This window comes from Candidatus Pelagibacter communis (genome assembly GCF_001180025.1).
Classification (GTDB): Bacteria; Pseudomonadota; Alphaproteobacteria; order Pelagibacterales; family Pelagibacteraceae; genus Pelagibacter; species Pelagibacter ubique_A.
In genome coordinates this window covers 139863-156578 of sequence record NZ_CVSK01000067.1, presented here as the reverse complement: position 1 = coordinate 156578, position 16716 = coordinate 139863, and the positions used below count along the sequence as shown (strand labels likewise).

The 16716-nt window shown below is 28.4% G+C and carries 20 protein-coding genes; 6 read left to right on the top strand and 14 right to left on the bottom strand.

Features of this window, described 5'->3' with window-relative positions; genetic code table 11:
* Window positions 1–36 precede the first annotated feature (36 nt).
* The gene (rseP, locus tag AMN83_RS03880; RefSeq protein ID WP_075504362.1) at window positions 37–1149 is read right to left on the bottom strand and encodes an RIP metalloprotease RseP; all 1113 of its coding nucleotides are present in this window, start codon (window positions 1147–1149) and stop codon (window positions 37–39) included.
* A 111-nt stretch (window positions 1150–1260) separates the two neighbouring features.
* On the opposite strand from rseP, the gene AMN83_RS03875 reads away from it, so the two are divergent.
* Window positions 1261–1746 carry a YajQ family cyclic di-GMP-binding protein gene (locus AMN83_RS03875; RefSeq protein ID WP_075504361.1) on the top strand — a complete coding sequence of 162 codons (486 nt, stop codon included), beginning with the start codon at window positions 1261–1263 and terminating at the stop codon, window positions 1744–1746.
* Here AMN83_RS03875 and AMN83_RS03870 read toward each other — a convergent pair whose 3' ends face one another.
* The 4 genes from AMN83_RS03870 to AMN83_RS03855 are packed head-to-tail and all read right to left on the bottom strand — an operon-like array spanning window position 1747 to window position 4023.
* Window positions 1747–2367 carry an SOS response-associated peptidase gene (locus AMN83_RS03870; protein WP_075504360.1) on the bottom strand — a complete coding sequence of 207 codons (621 nt, stop codon included), beginning with the start codon at window positions 2365–2367 and terminating at the stop codon, window positions 1747–1749.
* The gene (locus AMN83_RS03865) at window positions 2367–2915 is read right to left on the bottom strand and encodes a tetratricopeptide repeat protein (RefSeq protein WP_075504359.1); all 549 of its coding nucleotides are present in this window, start codon (window positions 2913–2915) and stop codon (window positions 2367–2369) included. Before AMN83_RS03865 ends, AMN83_RS03870 begins: the two co-directional genes overlap by 1 nt.
* A gap of 40 nt (window positions 2916–2955) precedes the next feature.
* Window positions 2956–3411, bottom strand: a complete 456-nt coding sequence (locus AMN83_RS03860; protein WP_075504358.1) for a hypothetical protein — start codon at window positions 3409–3411, stop codon at window positions 2956–2958.
* Window positions 3412–4023: an arylesterase gene (locus AMN83_RS03855; RefSeq protein ID WP_075504357.1), complete on the bottom strand. Its 612-nt coding sequence runs from the start codon at window positions 4021–4023 to the stop codon at window positions 3412–3414.
* Here AMN83_RS03855 and AMN83_RS03850 point away from each other — a divergent pair.
* Both AMN83_RS03850 and AMN83_RS03845 read left to right on the top strand, forming a co-directional pair.
* Window positions 4022–4687, top strand: coding sequence for an ABC transporter ATP-binding protein (locus tag AMN83_RS03850; protein ID WP_075504356.1), 666 nt, complete (start codon window positions 4022–4024; stop codon window positions 4685–4687). The genes AMN83_RS03855 and AMN83_RS03850 overlap by 2 nt on opposite strands.
* On the top strand, window positions 4671–7205 hold the full coding sequence (locus AMN83_RS03845; RefSeq protein WP_075504355.1) for an ABC transporter permease: 2535 nt from the start codon (window positions 4671–4673) through the stop codon (window positions 7203–7205). Before AMN83_RS03850 ends, AMN83_RS03845 begins: the two co-directional genes overlap by 17 nt.
* Here the strand turns inward: AMN83_RS03845 and AMN83_RS03840 are convergent, their stop codons facing one another.
* The 6 genes from AMN83_RS03840 to AMN83_RS03815 all read right to left on the bottom strand — a co-directional run bounded on the left by AMN83_RS03840 (window position 7206) and on the right by AMN83_RS03815 (window position 11404).
* Complete coding sequence (locus AMN83_RS03840) at window positions 7206–7622, bottom strand: carbonic anhydrase (RefSeq protein WP_256998068.1); 417 nt, start codon at window positions 7620–7622, stop codon at window positions 7206–7208.
* A complete protein-coding gene (locus tag AMN83_RS03835) occupies window positions 7619–8185 on the bottom strand; it encodes an SOUL family heme-binding protein (RefSeq protein WP_075504354.1) in 567 nt (188 codons plus the stop codon). The genes AMN83_RS03840 and AMN83_RS03835 overlap by 4 nt, the downstream gene beginning before the upstream one ends.
* Window positions 8186–8187: 2 nt before the next feature.
* The gene (locus AMN83_RS03830) at window positions 8188–8742 is read right to left on the bottom strand and encodes a hypothetical protein (protein ID WP_075504353.1); all 555 of its coding nucleotides are present in this window, start codon (window positions 8740–8742) and stop codon (window positions 8188–8190) included.
* Window positions 8743–8791: 49 nt separating this feature from the next.
* Complete coding sequence (locus AMN83_RS03825; protein WP_075504352.1) at window positions 8792–9538, bottom strand: sulfite exporter TauE/SafE family protein; 747 nt, start codon at window positions 9536–9538, stop codon at window positions 8792–8794.
* Window positions 9529–9798: a GNAT family N-acetyltransferase gene (locus AMN83_RS03820; RefSeq protein ID WP_075504351.1), complete on the bottom strand. Its 270-nt coding sequence runs from the start codon at window positions 9796–9798 to the stop codon at window positions 9529–9531. Before AMN83_RS03820 ends, AMN83_RS03825 begins: the two co-directional genes overlap by 10 nt.
* Window positions 9799–9970: 172 nt before the next feature.
* A complete protein-coding gene (locus AMN83_RS03815) occupies window positions 9971–11404 on the bottom strand; it encodes a helix-turn-helix domain-containing protein (RefSeq protein WP_075504350.1) in 1434 nt (477 codons plus the stop codon).
* Window positions 11405–11516: 112 nt separating this feature from the next.
* Here AMN83_RS03815 and AMN83_RS05220 point away from each other — a divergent pair, with 112 nt between their 5' ends.
* On the top strand, window positions 11517–11678 hold the full coding sequence (locus tag AMN83_RS05220) for a hypothetical protein (protein WP_023854007.1): 162 nt from the start codon (window positions 11517–11519) through the stop codon (window positions 11676–11678).
* A 51-nt stretch (window positions 11679–11729) separates the two neighbouring features.
* Window positions 11730–13004: an isocitrate lyase gene (gene aceA, locus AMN83_RS03810; protein WP_075504349.1), complete on the top strand. Its 1275-nt coding sequence runs from the start codon at window positions 11730–11732 to the stop codon at window positions 13002–13004.
* Window positions 13005–13067: 63 nt separating this feature from the next.
* Here aceA and AMN83_RS03805 read toward each other — a convergent pair whose 3' ends face one another.
* Entirely contained in the window at window positions 13068–13835 is a 768-nt protein-coding gene (locus AMN83_RS03805; RefSeq protein ID WP_075504348.1) for an ABC transporter permease, read from the bottom strand.
* On the bottom strand, window positions 13825–14760 hold the full coding sequence (locus tag AMN83_RS03800) for an ABC transporter ATP-binding protein (RefSeq protein ID WP_075504347.1): 936 nt from the start codon (window positions 14758–14760) through the stop codon (window positions 13825–13827). The genes AMN83_RS03805 and AMN83_RS03800 overlap by 11 nt, the downstream gene beginning before the upstream one ends.
* A 72-nt stretch (window positions 14761–14832) precedes the next feature.
* Here AMN83_RS03800 and AMN83_RS03795 point away from each other — a divergent pair, with 72 nt between their 5' ends.
* Window positions 14833–15201, top strand: a complete 369-nt coding sequence (locus AMN83_RS03795; RefSeq protein WP_075504346.1) for a thioredoxin family protein — start codon at window positions 14833–14835, stop codon at window positions 15199–15201.
* Here AMN83_RS03795 and AMN83_RS03790 read toward each other — a convergent pair.
* Window positions 15194–16633 (bottom strand): sodium:solute symporter family transporter, encoded by a 1440-nt coding sequence (locus AMN83_RS03790; RefSeq protein WP_075504345.1) that lies wholly within the window; start codon window positions 16631–16633, stop codon window positions 15194–15196. The genes AMN83_RS03795 and AMN83_RS03790 overlap by 8 nt on opposite strands.
* Window positions 16634–16716 lie beyond the last annotated feature (83 nt).

Genomic DNA, 16716 nt, shown 5'->3' with positions numbered 1-16716 from the left:
AATTTATTGACTTTTTTATAAGTTTAAAAATGTGAATTATCTAAATAAACCTAGGTCTTTTAGATCATTAAATGTGGTGAAAAACATCAATGATAGCAACAAAAACAATCCGATTCGAAAAAATCCTTCTTGAGTTTTTTGAGATAAAGGTCGGCCTAAAACTTTTTCAAATGCATAAAACATTAAATGTCCTCCATCTAACATTGGTATTGGAAATAGATTAATAAGTCCTAAACTTATTGAAATATAGGCCATCATACTAATGAATGCCAACACTCCAAAGGTTGCAACTTGTCCTGAAATTTTTGCAATTCTAATTGGACCTCCTAATTGAGATGTATCTGCTTTACCTAAAATCATTCCCCCGATGTATTTAAGTGAGGAAATACTTACAAAATAAACTTCATAACCTGCATGATATAAAGCCTGTGCAGGTCCTAATTTAACATGGTTAACTTTATTATTATAGGCACCAAGCTTAATACCTACCATTCTTTTATTTATTTTATTCCCTAATCCGTCATCACCTTCAACAATATTGGGTTTTACTTTTAGTATTAATTCATCATAGGAACGCTTAACTTTGAAATCTATAAAATCACCAGTAGACATCGTGATAAATTTAGAAACTTCCATAATGCTTTTAACTTCATTACCATCTATTTCTAAAATTATATCCTCAGCTTTTAGCCCTCCTACCATTGCGGGACTATCTTTCTGAACTTCATTAATGACTGCGGGAGTAAAATCTTTACCTACAAAGGTATAGATTGAAAAAAATATTACTAAAGCTAATAAAAAATTAGCCAAAGGTCCACCAAATACGATTAAAACTCTCTGATATAAAGGTTTTAAAATAAATAATTTTTCCCGTTCCTGTTCATTATATTTTTCTAATATTTCTTGATGATCAGCTTGTGAATAAACATTCCTATCTCCAAAAAATTTTACATATCCACCTAGAGGAATTGCACATATTTTCCATCTTGTGCCTGATTTATCATTCCAACCAAATAACTCTTTACCAAAACCAATTGAAAAATCTGTAACACCTACTCCATATTTTCTTGCAAAATAGTAGTGTCCATATTCATGTATAAAAACGACTACCAAGATAAGTATTAAAAATGGAATGATATAACTAAGCATGCATTAAATATATTATTATTTACAATTAACTCAATAAGCTAAAATGCCTTATTATTGCTAGAATTTATATTTTAGTTTAAATTTTGGTCATTAATACTGTATAATATAAATATGCCTTCATTTGATGTAATTAGTAAAATAAATTATCAAGAATTTGATAATGCTTTAGCTAATTGTTTAAGAGAAATCAGTAACCGTTATGATTTTAAAGGACTTCATATTTCAATTGAACGAAAAGATAAGACGGTGACTACTAATGCATCTGATGAATTAAAATTAAAGCAAGTAAATGAATTGTTGCAAACTCATTTGGTTAGACGAAAAGTAGATCCAAGGGTTTTAGAAGTTAAAACTTCTGAAGGAGCGTCAGGAGGATCTATTAGACAAGTCAGTGAATTAAAAGAAGGAATTAGTCAAGAAAATGCTAAAAAAGTTATTGCTGATATCAAAAAACTAAAACTAAAAATTCAAATTAAAATTCAAGGTGATGAATTAAGAGTAGATGGCAAAAAAAAAGATGATCTTCAAGAAGCTATCGGTGCAATCAAAGCAATTGATATTGGGCTTCCAATTGATTTTGTTAATTTTAGAGACTAATTAAACTTTTTGAATTAAGGACGCGCTATTATTTGTAGGTTTATTAACATCTTTTGAAACTTCATGAAAAATTAAATTAGGAATTTTACGTTCCTTTAAAAATGTAGAACCTTGTAATTCTAAATTTAAATAACGATTAATATCAGCTTGATTTAAAATAACTGGTTGTCTGTGATGAATTTCATTTATATTTTCTTTTGCTTCCTCTGTAATCAAACAGAACTGATCATTTTCAAAGATGCCAGCAAAATAAATAGGATTAGTATCTTCACGGGTAAAATAATGAGGAGTTTTTTCTTTTTCTTCTCTTTTCCACTCATAAAAACCATCTGCAACTGCAACACATCGGTTGTTTTTTATCAATTTTTTAAATGAAACTTTTTCATCAATGGTCTCAAGTCTTGCATTAATCAAAGCTTTAAAATCTTTGTCTTTAGCCCAACCTGGAACTAAACCCCATTGTAGATTTTCTAAAGTATTTCCATTTTTATATTTTTTTATTACAGGTAGTTTTTGATATGGATGAGCGTTATAGTTTTCAGTATCTTCAACCTGAATTGCAGATTTTACTAATTTATTTGTTTTTGTTACGGGATTTTTTACTACGTATCTTCCACACATTATATTGTTTGTTGTTTCATTAATTCTTCTATTTGCTTAATCATTATTTTTGGTGATCTCATAGCAGGGTAAATTTCTTGCGCTTGCTCATAACTTCTTATTGCTTTTTCATAATTCTTTAGCTGAATATTTACTAAACCCTGCCCTGCTAAAGCTCCAAAGTGTCTTTGTTCTAAGGCTAATACTTGATCTATATCATTTTGAGATTTTTCAAATTCTCCTAGCATATAAAGCACAGTTGCTCTTTTATTCCAAGCTTCAGCCCAACTTTGATCTAGATTAATAACCTCAGTAAAAATATCTTTTGCTTTTATATAGTTTTGGTCTCTCACAAATTGAGAACCCTCCTCTAGTCTTGCAGTAAGTTTTTCATCTGTTGGATGGGTGCTCCACAAGGCCCAAATTTCTTTTTCAATTATAAAAGCTACTTTTGATTTATTTGCTTTTAACTCATTAAATAATTGGTTCAGTCTAGTATCTCTTTCGTTTGCTAAAGAACTAACTTGTGAAAATAAATAAAACAAAATTATTAAGAATAACCTCTTCATATTGAGATATTATCAAATATTAGAATTAGAGTCTTTGGTCTTAAGTGTCTTTGTTGTTATTTTTACAACTATAAAAAGAAATATCTTTTTCTTTTTCCTCTTGTTTTATATTGGTTGTGATTTCATGAATAAGTTCGCCAGTTTTTCTAGTATAGACTGCAGACTCAGAATAATTCCTCTCTTTATCGAATGCTTGAATTAAGAATATATCCTTATTCGAAATTTTAACCTCTAAATCAATTTTATTAAAAAATTCTGATAAATTTTTAACATTTAGAATGTCTGGTGTTTTAGACTCGATTATTAACTTATTAATATCTTTTCTTTTAATTTGATCTTTTGTGAAAGATTCAAAGTTATGGTCTGGATTTTTTAAAATTACTTTTTCAAATTTACAATTTAAGTTCAAATCAGAATTTAGTGTAATATTTGTATTTTGAGCTTGAGCAAAACTAAAACAACATAATAAGCTAAATATTGATAGAAAGATTTTCATTTAATTTATTATATTAATAATACTTTTTTGTATTGTTTCACTTACTTTTATTGTTCCATCTTTGTTGGGGTGTATACCGTCCTGTTGATTTAAACTTGGATTAAGTGCCACACCTTCAAGAAGAAATGGGATTAACGCTAAATTATATTTTTTTGATAACTTTGGATAAATAGCATCAAACTCTTTTTTATATTTTTCCCCATGAGTATCTGGTGCCATCATTCCAGCTAAAATAATTTTAATTTTTTTATTCTGAGCAACTTTTATTATTTTTTCTAAATTTTTTTCTGTTTCCTCTGGTTGGATTCCTCTAAGCATATCATTAGCACCTAATCCTAAAATAATTAAATCAATACCTGGCTCTGATAAACTCCAATCAGCTCTATTTAATCCACCTGATGACGTGCTACCAGAGACACTTCCATTAATGATTTTAATATTTAACCCAGCTTGCTTAAGATTATTTTCTAAAACTATTGATAAATGCTGTTCTTTAGGTAATCCATAACCGGCCATCAAACTATCACCAAATAAAACTACCTTTTCTATTGCACTTGCGTTTATGTGCACTAGAAAGATTATCAAAATTTTTGTAAATAAACTTTTGTTCATGAGTACTCTTCTTAAATTAAAAAAAATAAATCTCAAATACCAAACTGGCAAAGATAGTATAAGTGTTTTAAAGAATATTGATTTAAATATTAAGAAAAAAGAAACTGTTTCAGTAGTTGGAGAAAGCGGCTCAGGGAAAACAAGTTTAATAATGTTAATTGGAGGCTTAGAAAAACCAACTTCTGGTAAAATAATTTTTAATGATCGAGACATAACAGGCCTTAGTGAAGACCAAGTATCTGAGATAAGAAAGAAAAATATTGGAATAATATTTCAGTCATTTTATCTAATTCCTAATTATACAGCGGTTGAAAATGTTGCTTTAACGCTTGAGCTTAATAATTTTAAAGATCCAGAAAAAGAAGCAAAAACTTTATTAGATCGTTTTGGTTTGAAACATCGTTTTAATAATCTACCAAGTCAATTATCAGGTGGTGAACAACAAAGGGTTGCTATCGCTAGAGCAATTGCGATGAAGCCTGAATTAATCTTAGCAGATGAACCAACTGGAAACTTAGATACTGAAAATTCTATCATGATTGCAAATATTTTATTTAATTACGTCAAAGAAGAAGGTTCTTCTTTAATCATGGTAACCCATGACCCTAAACTTGCTGACAAAGCTAAAAGAAAAATAAAAATTAAAGATGGAAAAATTAAATAATCCTTCAGAATTTAGTTTGATTTTCAAATATGCTTTAAAAGACTTGAGCAGAAATTATTATAAAATTTCCAGTATCATTGTTACCCTCTTTATAAGTTTATTTATCTTAAGTGCTATTTTCACAATTGAAGATAGTCTTAAAAAAGAACTGAATGATAATGCCAAAGCACTTTTAGGTGGGGATTTAGAGATTGATTACAATCGTAATCAAGGAAATTTAGATTTAGTTAACCAAGTAAAAGAATTTGCAACTGTTTCTCAAATGATTGAGTTCAGTACTATGCTTTCAACTACTGCCAGAGAAAAAAATAAATCATTATTTACTAGAATTAAAACTGTAGATGAAAAATATCCTTTATATGGAAATGTTGTTTATGAGCCAATTGGTGCTTATGAAAGAATGCAAAAAGAGCCTAACACTATCCTGATCAATGAAAGTTTATCAAAAACCCTAAATATTAAAATTAATGAAATAGTAAAAGTTCAAGATCAAAATTTTACAGTAATTGGAATTATTAAATCAGTACCAGATGTAAGTGGATTTGTTGCATTTGGCGATTGGGCTTTAGCAGGAAAACAAACTTTAGAAATTTTAAAACTAAACGGAATTGGAAGCTTTTTAAACTATGAATACAAAGTAAAGTTCAATGAAAATGATAAGCCAGAAGAAATTGAACAACGAATTGAAGAAATCTTTAAAAACGATCAAAAAGTTAAACTTAGATATCCTGAAAATTCTGCAAGTGGAATAAAGAGAATTATTAATAATTTTTCTCAATTTTTATCTCTTGTATCTATTAGTGCAATGTTAATAGCAGGTATTGGAATAGCAAATACTTTGCTCTCTTTTATTAATCAAAACAATATGTCGATAGCTGTACGAAAAGCAGTTGGCTTTTATTCAGGTAATATTAAAACACTATACTACCTGCAATTATTTATACTTTTATTTATCATCACTGTTGTTGCTTATGGATCGAGTTTTTTAATTGTACCAATAGCAGATAAATATTTATCTGATGGATTAGGATTGAATGTTTATCCAGTGTTTTCATTGCTGAATTTTTTAAAAATATTTTTAGTAGGATTATTGGTGCTGATAATTTTTTCTATTCCGACAATTAGTTCTATTGATCAAGTTAAAGCATCTAATTTATTTAGAAACGTATTTCAAAACCTTCAATTTTATTACTCTAAGAGATCGGTTGTTCTAAGCTTTGTTTTATTATCTATCTTAATTTTATTATTCACAATTGGATCTGAACAACCTTCTTATAGCTTGGGCTACTTTGCTGCTTTTTTTGTTTGTTTAATTGTATTTTTCTTACTTTCAAAATTAATCATTTTTTTTCTTAAAAAATTCAAATCAAGTCCAATAATTTCTTTAAAAGTTTCAATTAAAAATATTACCCAAACAAAAAGTATAACTCCAATTACAGTTATGTCTCTTGGCTTAGGGGTTACTTTGTTATTAACCCTAGCCTTAGTTGGTACAAATTTTCAAAGAGAAATTGCTAAATCTATTCCTGATATTGCACCTGATTATTTCTTTGTCGGTATTCAAAAAGGAGAAAGAGAGAAATTTGAGCAAGGTATTTTAAATATGGATCCCAATGCATCTATTGAAATTGTGCCTATGGTATCTTCTGGAATTGTAAAAATTAATGGTGTAGATCCTAACACCTATATTAAACCAGATAATGATAGTTATTGGGTAATTGGTAGTGAACGAAGATCTTCTTGGGTGGAAAATGTACCTGAAGATAATCCAATTTTAGAAGGTAAATGGTGGGATTTATCAAACCCTAATCAACTTCAAATATCTCTTGATGCAAAAGTTGCTAAAGATTTAAACATCCAGCTAGGTGATATTTTTACTTTAAATGTTTATGGACGTGAAATTGAAGGTGAAGTAATTAATTTTAGAGAAGTAGATTATCGAGATTTAAGTATCAATTTTGCAATGTTATTTAATCCGCAATTTGCAAAAAATATTCCACACGAATATTTAGCTACTGCAAAATTTAATTCAAATAAATTTGATGAAACTGAAATGCTTGAAATTATGCCAAGTTTATCAATGATAAAAATTGCAGATTATTTATCTAAAGTTACAGCTGTTTTAAATAAAGTATTTATTGCAGTTACTTTAATTTCAGCAGTTACTATTGTTATAGGGTTAATCGTAATTTCGAGCGCAATTATGGTCCAAGGAAAAGTAAAAGAATATCAAAATTTAGTTTTTAAAATTTTAGGTTTTTCAAAAAAACAAATTGTTTTTTCATCGTTAATTGAATTCATCATTATTTTTAAATCTGTAATTTTGATTGCAATATTTTTTGCAGTGATTGGTTCAAAATTTATTATAGAAAATATTTTTGAGCTAGTGTGGATGTTTGACTTTAAAGTTTTGATCTATTTAGGATTTTCAATTGGCTTTGTTACTTTAATTTTAATATTGCTAACAAACTTAAAATATCTAAATCCTAAAGTTTATCCTTTAATAAGAAATCAATAATTAAATTTTGGTAATTTTACTATCCAAAGAAATTAAATTTAATTCTACTTTCAATTTTGGAAATCTTTTTTTTATTTGTTTTTTAATTTTAGAGAATGACTCTTTATGAATTTTTTTTTCATTGACTAGGCTAAACTCTTTATTTCCATTAGCAATTTTAGCTGCACCACAATCATTATGATTAATGACAATTAATTTTTCTATTTTATGTAATTGAATAGAAGTTCCTAAATTATCATAAAATGTTTTATGCCATTTTTTGAATTTATTATGTGTAACACCAACAGCTGCACCTGCAATTGTGAATGCACTATATTTTCCTGTTAATTTTTTTTTCTTTAAATGATTATAAACTATATGTTGAAATCTTGGATCCATACAAGATAACACCATTGCTTTAAATTTAGGTTTCTTCAATTTAATTCTACTTTAAACATAGCCTCATTTCTTCTATTCATTGGAAGAGTAAATGGACTGTCATATGTTGCTCTAATTGGAGCGCTTATGATTGATATATTGTTTTTTTGCAACTCTTTTTCTAAAATTTCTTTATGCTTAAGAAAATTTCTATCTGATGCTCGTCCAGAATACCTCAGCACTGCGTAGTAACCTCCTTCGATATTAACTATTTTAACATCTTCCCTACTTGGATTTGGAGCATTTTCTGAATTAAATTTAGAAGGTAAATAAAATTGCATACTCATATTTCCATTTTTCTCAACTTGAGTAACTGGTGTTGTCATTTTAATTTTCTCTTGTGTATCGTTTCTGCCTGAAATGTAATTAAATAGTTTTCTAAAATTACTATCTATTCCAGATGTCATTGTTTCCACCGCTAAACGATCTGAATATTTTCTAATCTCATAAACTTCATTTTTAGAGACAATTTCATAATTAGCTTCTTCGTAAGCCATAACTGTAGAATAAGGTAAAACAAATAAAGTACAAAATACTATAAGATAAAGTTTAATAATTTTCATTATTACATAACTTTATATTCGAAATTTTGTGTAGTTTCATTAATTTGAATTAATTTAGCTCCATTTCTCTCATGAAAATTAGTTGCCATTTCTGTTAAAGGTGACAGGGTTACTAATCTATTTAAATGATTAGATTTTTTTATTTTTTTGAATACTTCTTTTACTATTAATTTTCCTCCACCCTTTTTTTTAGACCATACAGTGTAAGCAATTGCTATTTGACCACCAGCCTGATCTCGCATAGCAGTTTGTAGAAATGCATCAGTGCTAAGTTTTTCTAATTCTTCAACACTTTTTGGAATTTCATTTGTGTAAGCAAAACACATGACAGCATGAATTTCTCCTTTGTATTCAACTCCAAAAATTTTTCTTCCGTATCCCGTTCTAAACTTATTATCTAACTCCGGTCTTACAGGATCTTCATCTGTATTACATTCTTTTAGCTCAACAAGTTTTGCACCTTTAACCCAACCAAAAAAGTTATCGATATTTTTACTTAAGACTTGTCTATTTTTTCTTAATCTAGCTTTAATTCTTGGATTGAATTTTTTTTTCATGATTTAAATAATTTAAACATTTATTCAAAATTTAGTATGTGTAAAAAAATCATATTAGATAATCGTATAAAAGCTTTGAACTAGTTACGAAAATTAGAGCATATATAAAATTATAAAATAATTTTTCTTCTATAATTTTAAGTAATTTATATCCAATCAATATTCCTAATAAAGCAACTGGAAATAATATAGCTGAATGTTTAAAAGATTCTAAATTTGTCATAGACAAATTAATATACAAAGGAAGTTTAATTAAATTCACAAAAGTGAAAAAAAATATTCTTGTTCCAACATATATTTCTTTTTTCATTCTAAGTGGAAGTAAGTAAAGACTGGTTGGAGTTCCTCCAGCATGCACACAAAAACTTGTAAAACCTGCAACCACAGAACAAGCTCCACCTTTTAAAAAATTTTTCTCTGATTGTTTTTCTTTGTCTTTTTTAAAAAAAAAATAATGGCCTGCAAATAAAAAGCCCATTACTCCAATTATAAATTTTAACAAATCTTCTGAAAAATATGAAAAAGTTAAAGATCCAATAATTATACCAATCGCTGCAAATGGAACCATTAGCTTTAAAGTTCCTAAATCAAATTCTTTTCTATATTTATAAACAGCAATAAAATCTGAAAAAATTAGAATTGGTAAAATAATTCCTAAAGCTTGATTTAGCGGCATCACTATTGTCATTAACGGAACAGAAATTAAAGTCATGGATCCACCTAGGCCTGATTTTGCAATTCCGTATAAAATTATGGCTGGAACAACTGTAAAAAAAAATAATAAGTTTATTTCCATTTATTTAATGATTTTAATAATTTCGATCCTAAAGGGCTAATTGGTTCCTGAAGTATTATTTCTTTTCCAGTTTTTTGTTTTACTAATAGTAATAGTTTAGTTGCTAACCCTTGTTTTCTAAAAATTGGATTAACAAAAATATACTCTACCTCACCTTTTTCATTAAATCTAACAAAGCCTATTGTTGTATTTTCATTTTTAAAGGTAAAAACTCCCTCAGTTTCCTCAATTTTAAAATTTGAAACTTCCAGACTGTTCATAAATCCTAGTAATTTAGGAGTAAAAGGATAACTGCTATCGCAGCAATAATGGAGCTAACAACAATATAATTTAGCTTAATATTGAATTTTTTTTCTACAAACTCAGTGATTTGTTCCCAGAATAATACTATTAAAAAAATAATTATAGCTGGCAGTATATATTTAATCATAATTAAGCTTTGTCATCGCTGACATAAACCGAAACACCTCTTGTATTTAAATCAACATCAAATTTTTTATGTAATGGGGGGAATGCTCTTTGTGAACAATCTAATCTGTCACAGGTTCTGCAAGAAACTCCAATTGGAATTTCAGTAGATTTATCATTTATATTTACGTTTTCAGTATAAACAAAATCTTTTGCATATTTTGCATCACAACCAAGTCCTATAGATAAAACACTTTTAGCTTGACCAAATCGTCCAATACCTTTTTCAACAGTTCTTGCAATACAAACGTATTTTTCACCATTATTCATTTTACTTACAGCTGCCTGAATAACCCCTGGTCTAGTAAAAGCAGAATAAACATTCCATCGTGGACAAGCACCGCCATATCTTGGGATATCTATACCTGATAAAGAAAATCTTTTAGAAATATTACCTGCCATATCAACTCTTAAAAAATGAAAAGGAATTCCTGGAAGTTTTGGGTCTTGAAGACAAGTTACTCTATGAGCCACTTGTTCAAAAGATGTTGCAAAAGTATTTTGAAGTAACTCTAAATCATATTTAAGTTTCTTGCACTCAGAATGAAATAACTTATAAGGCATTAAAATAGCTGCCCCACAATAATTGAGTAAAGCAACTTTAGTTAACTTTTTTGACTCCTCAGATGGAAAACTAAATTTAGAAAGATAGTCATCGATTTCTTTATTTGCGCCTTCTTGTGCTATTTGTGCAGCTGCATGTAATTTTTTTGTTTCTAGTGAACTATAATCACTAAGCAATAACTCTTTTTTATTTTTATTGTAAATTTTTGAAAATGGTTTGCTTTCATCAGGAATAACATCTTTTACAGAAATAGAATATTCTGAATACAAATATTCACACAAAGCAATGTATCTTGTACGATTATTTTTTTGAATTTTATCAAATACTTTATTTGCAAATTCTTCTAATTTAGGAAAATAATTTTTATTATCTTGTAAAAAGTCTGAAATAACTTCTCCTGGAAAAGAATTTTTTCTATTATCAACAATTTTCCCAGAAATTTTTTCAATTTTATTAATTAGTTCGTGATCTTTTTTCTTTAAAATATCTCCAAGTCTTACAATTGCTTTTCCAATTTTTGGATTAGTACTAACTAAATCTTTTACTTCAGGTCCTAAAATATCTAAATCTTCAAATAAACTATCGTCTAAAATTTCAGAAATATTATTTTGAAGATTAATATCTGTTTTTGAAGTAAGATCTGATAACTGAATATTTAATCTTTCACATAAGTTTAATAGTAGATCGCCATCAATTTTTCTTTTTCCACTTTCAATAAGATTCAAATAACTTGGAGAAATGTTTAAATCTTCTGCTAATTTATTTGCTTGAAGACCGAGCTGTCTTCTAAAAGACTTGATTTTAGGACCTATTTTTAAATCTATTTGACTCACATTTACTATTTGTAAATTTTGTAAATTTATTTTTACAATATTTTTTCCCTATTTACAAAGCTTTTTAAAGTTTTTTATAGATTTTGTAAATTCTGTAAAATATATAATTTTCATGGATAAAAATTTAAAAAACACAGAAAATGAAGCTCAAATCATCAAAAAAGAGGACTTAGATCAGCACAACAGTAGAGGAATCTACATGAGAGATGATCATTGTGATTGGGGTTCAAGTGGAATGAGTGAGCTAATCAAAGCCTTGGACGATAGCAACTAATTCATTCTTCTTATTCAATTTTCTAAATTAAAACACAAAGGAAACTAAAAAATGAGTGCAGAAAATATCTCATACGACTTAAAAAGATTTGCCGGGATAAAAAGAGACTATACTGATGAGGAAGTTGAAAGATTAAGGGGCTCAATTAAAATTGAATATTCTTTGTGCAAAAACCAATCTCAAAAACTTTGGAAATTATTAAATTCTGAACCCTATATAAATACACTTGGGTCTCTTTCGGGCAATCAAGCAGTACAACATGCAAAAGCTGGTTTAAAAGCAATTTATTTAAGCGGATGGCAAGTTGCTGCTGATGCAAATACAGCTGGTGAAATGTATCCAGATCAATCTTTATATCCTTATGACAGTGCACCAAAATTAGTTGAGTCTATGAATAATTCTTTAATCAGAGCTGATCAAATTCAACATATGGAAATGCAAGACGGTGATATGAAAAAAGAAGATAGAACAGATTACATGTTACCTATTATTGCTGACGGCGAAGCTGGATTTGGTGGTCCATTAAATGTGTTTGAATTAACTAAAAAATTTATAAGAGCAGGTGCTGCAGGTGTGCATTTTGAAGACCAACTGGCTAGTGAAAAAAAATGTGGTCACATGGGTGGTAAAGTTTTAGTTCCAACAGGAACAATGGTAAAAAATCTTAAAGCTGCAAGATTAGCTGCTGATATTGCAGAGGTTCCATTAATAATTTTAGCTAGAACTGATGCGAATGCTGCAAAACTAATTACGAATGATTTTGATGAAAATGATAAACCTTTTTTAACAGGTGAAAGATCTCCTGAGGGTTTTCATTACGTAAAAGATGGAATTGAACAAGCTATCTCTAGAGGCTTAGCTTATGCTCCTTATGCTGATTTAATTTGGTGTGAAACAGCAACTCCTAATTTAGCTGAAGCTAAAAAGTTTGCTGATGCTATACATGAAAAATTTCCTGGAAAACTTTTAGCTTATAATTGTTCACCTTCTTTTAATTGGAAAAAACATTTAAGCGATGATGAAATTGCTTCATTCCAACAAGAAATTTCAAAAATGGGTTATAAATTTCAATTTATTACTCTTGCTGGTTTTCATACTCAAAATATTGCAATCTTTGAACTTGCTGAAAAATACAGAAAAGAAGGTATGACTGCATACTCTAGAATTCAACAACAAGAATTTGCTCGAGAAAAAGATGGTTATACTAGCGTTAAACACCAAAGAGAAGTTGGTACATCTTATTTTGATGCAGTATCAAATACTATCAGTAGCGGTCAAAGCTCTACTACTGCAATGGCAGGCTCAACAGAATCTGAACAATTTTAAAAAAAATAACTTCCCTCTCCATTTTTTTTGGTAGCCCTTAATTGGGCTACTTTTTTGAGATAATTATGCTTTAATATTATAACCTTTTTTAAGTAGACTAGTTACTATTGCTATACAAATGGCAAGAAAAGCTAGCATTAAACCTACGCTTATCCATATATTAAAATCTGATACCCCATAAAAAGAAAATCTTAATCCATTAATCAAATAAACAACTGGATTAAAATAAGTAACTATTTGCCAGAACTCAGGAAGCATATCCAAAGAATATAAGCTACCACCTAAAAAAACCATTGGTGTTATCACTAAAGAGGGGATAATTGACATTTGCTCAAAATTTGAACTCATCAAACCAATTAGGAAACCAAACAAAGCAAAGGTAAATGAAACTAATACTAAAAGAAAAATCATTAATAAAGGAAATTTGACTTCAACTTCAACAAAAAAAGTAGATGTTAAAAAAATCATTAGACCAACTATTAATGTTTTAGTTGCCCCTGCACCTACAAAAGCAAGAACTATTTCTAGAGTTGAAATTGGTGCTGCTAAAATTTCATAAATAGTTCCATTAAATTTAGGAAAAAAAATACCAAATGAGGTGTTGCTAATTGATTGAGTTAAAAGAGTAAGCATTAACAATCCCGGGACAATATATGACCCATAGCTAATACCATCTATTTTTTGAACATAACCACCTATCACTGAACCAAAAACAATAAAGTATAAGGAAGTTGATAAAACAGGTGACAACAAAGATTGCATTAATGTTCTTCTAAATCTATCCATTTCATGAAGATAGATTGCTTTAAATGCATAATAATTAAATTTCATTATTTTCCTTTACTAAACTGACAAAAATCTTTTCTAATGTACTCTGTTCTGTTTTAAGGTCTTTAAGTTTTAATCCTGCATCTTTTAAATCCTGAAGTAAATTTGTAATCCCTGTTTGTTTTGCTTGAACGTTATATGTATAGTCAATTGACATTTTATCTTGTCCAATTTCAAGATTATATTTTTCTAAACTACTTGGTAGTTCATTTAATTCTTCTTGTAAGTCTACAGTAAGTTTCTTATGACCCATTTTTTTTAATAATTCTTTTGTTTCATCAACTACTATAATTTCACCTTGATTGATCACTCCTACTCTATCTGCAATCGCCTCAGCTTCTTCTATATAGTGAGTGGTTAAAATTATTGTAACACCAGTTTTTCTTAAACTTTCAACAACTTTCCACATGTCTTGCCTTAACTCAACATCTACTCCTGCGGTTGGTTCATCTAAAAATAAAATAGTTGGTTCATGCGATAATGCTTTTGCAATCAAAACTCTTCTTTTCATTCCACCAGATAACTGTCTAAGTCTTAAATCCTTTTTATCCCAAAGACTTAAATCCTTTAAAACTTTCTCAATATGTTTTGGGTCAGGTTTTTTTCCATACAAACCTCTTGAATAAGAAACATTATTAAAAACTGTTTCGAATTGCTCTAAAGTTAATTCTTGAGGAACCAAACCTATTTTAGATCTTGTTTCTCTATAATCTTTAACGATATCAAAATTATCAACTGATACATTTCCAGATGATGGCCTCACAATTCCACAAATAATGCTAATAAGTGTTGTTTTTCCCGCACCGTTAGGTCCTAGCATCGCAAAGATTTCACCTTTTTTGATGTTTAGGTTTATGTTCTTTAAAGCTTCAAAACCGTTGTCATAAATTTTAGATAGATTGTTTATATTAATTTGATTACTAGACATTTGATTTATGCATATATAGGGTCAATTTGTTGTATTACAATGAATTAAAATTTGCTCTAACAGTTTAGAATTATGAAAAAATTTTTAGTTTTTATTTGTTTTATATTGGCATTCAGCACCAATGCTATTGGAAAAGAGACTACTTACAGTAAAGAGTTATTCGACAAAGCATTATCGGAAGGAAAAGTTGTAGTTGTAAGTTCTTGGATTAAATATTGCACTTCTTGTGCAAGTCAAATGAAAGTTCTTGAAAAAGCAAAAAATGATTTTGATAATATCGAATACTTTGCTTTTGATGTAACAAAAAAAGAAATTGCTAAATTTTTTAACGTTCAATATCAAACAACACTTTTAATTTTCAAAGATAATAAAGAAGTTTACAGAAGTATTGGTGAGACTACCAAAGAACTTATTTATGATGCTTTAAAATCTTCTATCTAAATTTAATTTTTAAAATTATTGCAGGCAAGAAAGTTGCAATCACAAAAGATAAAAATAATAAAGATTGAGATATAAAAGGTGAAAACAAGTCTTTAGACAAAAATACTCCCACTAACAAGCTTTTAGAAAAATCTGGAAATGGAAACATTAAAAATCCAGCAACTAAACCAATTATAATTGAAACATACGCAGTTTTTTCATCCACTTTATTATAAAAACTATAAAAAACAGTCACTACAAACGCACAACAAAATAAATCTGCAAGTAAGAATAAATATAAAATATCAAATCCTTTTGAAGCAATACCAAAAGCAATTACAGACAACATTAAAATGAAATATTTAGATATTTTTAAGTAATCAGTTTTTTTATCTAAGTTAAAAGTTGCTTTGCCATCAACTACAAATAAACTAGAAATAGCATTAACTAAAGTATCAACAGTCGAAATTGTTAATGCAAGACCAAGGATAATAATCAATAAGGACAAAATTTCAGTTTGATTTTTTAATAATAAACTAAAAAAACCTAAATCAGGTCTAATAGATGGATCCATAGAAAATGAAACCATTCCAATAAAACCCATTAAAAAAACTATTGGAATAATAATAAAGAAAGAAATTATCAAACCAGTTTTTAATGTTTGATAATCTTTTGCTGCATACACTCTTTGCCAATTTCCTTGATGAAATAAATTTGTTGCTGCAACCGCAATAAAGAAAGTTAATCCAGCAGTATATCCAGGAATATAATTTGAACTTAATAATTGCGGATTCTTTTCTTTAATTAAAGAAAAAGAAAAATTATCTCCTGAAGATGAACTAATAATTGAAATTAGAGTAAATAATAAAACACCAATTACAATCATTTGAATATTATCAGTATATATGGACGCTCTTAATCCCCCATAAAGTGTGTAACTTAAAGTAGCTGCCAAAACTATTAATGCTGTAATCCACAATTCTGTTCCTGATATATAATTAATTAACACCGCAACCGCAGTTACTTCCGCACAAAGAAAAATGAACATATAAAAGATTGTCATTAACAAAATTAACTTAAATAGACTTTTGCCAAATTTCTTTCTCATAAACTCAACTAAAGAAGATCCTTTTGAAAACTCATTTCTAATTTTTTTTCCAAAATAAATTAAGAAAATCATTGGAAAAGCTGTGCCTAATGCATAACCAATCACAGCACCTACTCCGCCCCAGGTTGCAGCCGCAACGGGACCAAATAAAATCCAAGCTCCTAAAGCTGATGCTACAAGACTTGTAGTAAGTGAAAATAAACCAATGTTTCTATTTGCAGTTAAATAATTATTAATTCCTTTAAATTTTTTAGAGTGAATAATTCCTAAAAAAGCAAATATTAAACTAATAGCGATTACTAATATTAATGATGTTGATTGATTTAAATAATATGTTTTATCCATTATATCCCTTTCTGAATTACCGGACAGGTTCTTAGGGTATAATCTCAGTCTGTTAAGACACCCCTTTTAGTAATCTTTATATT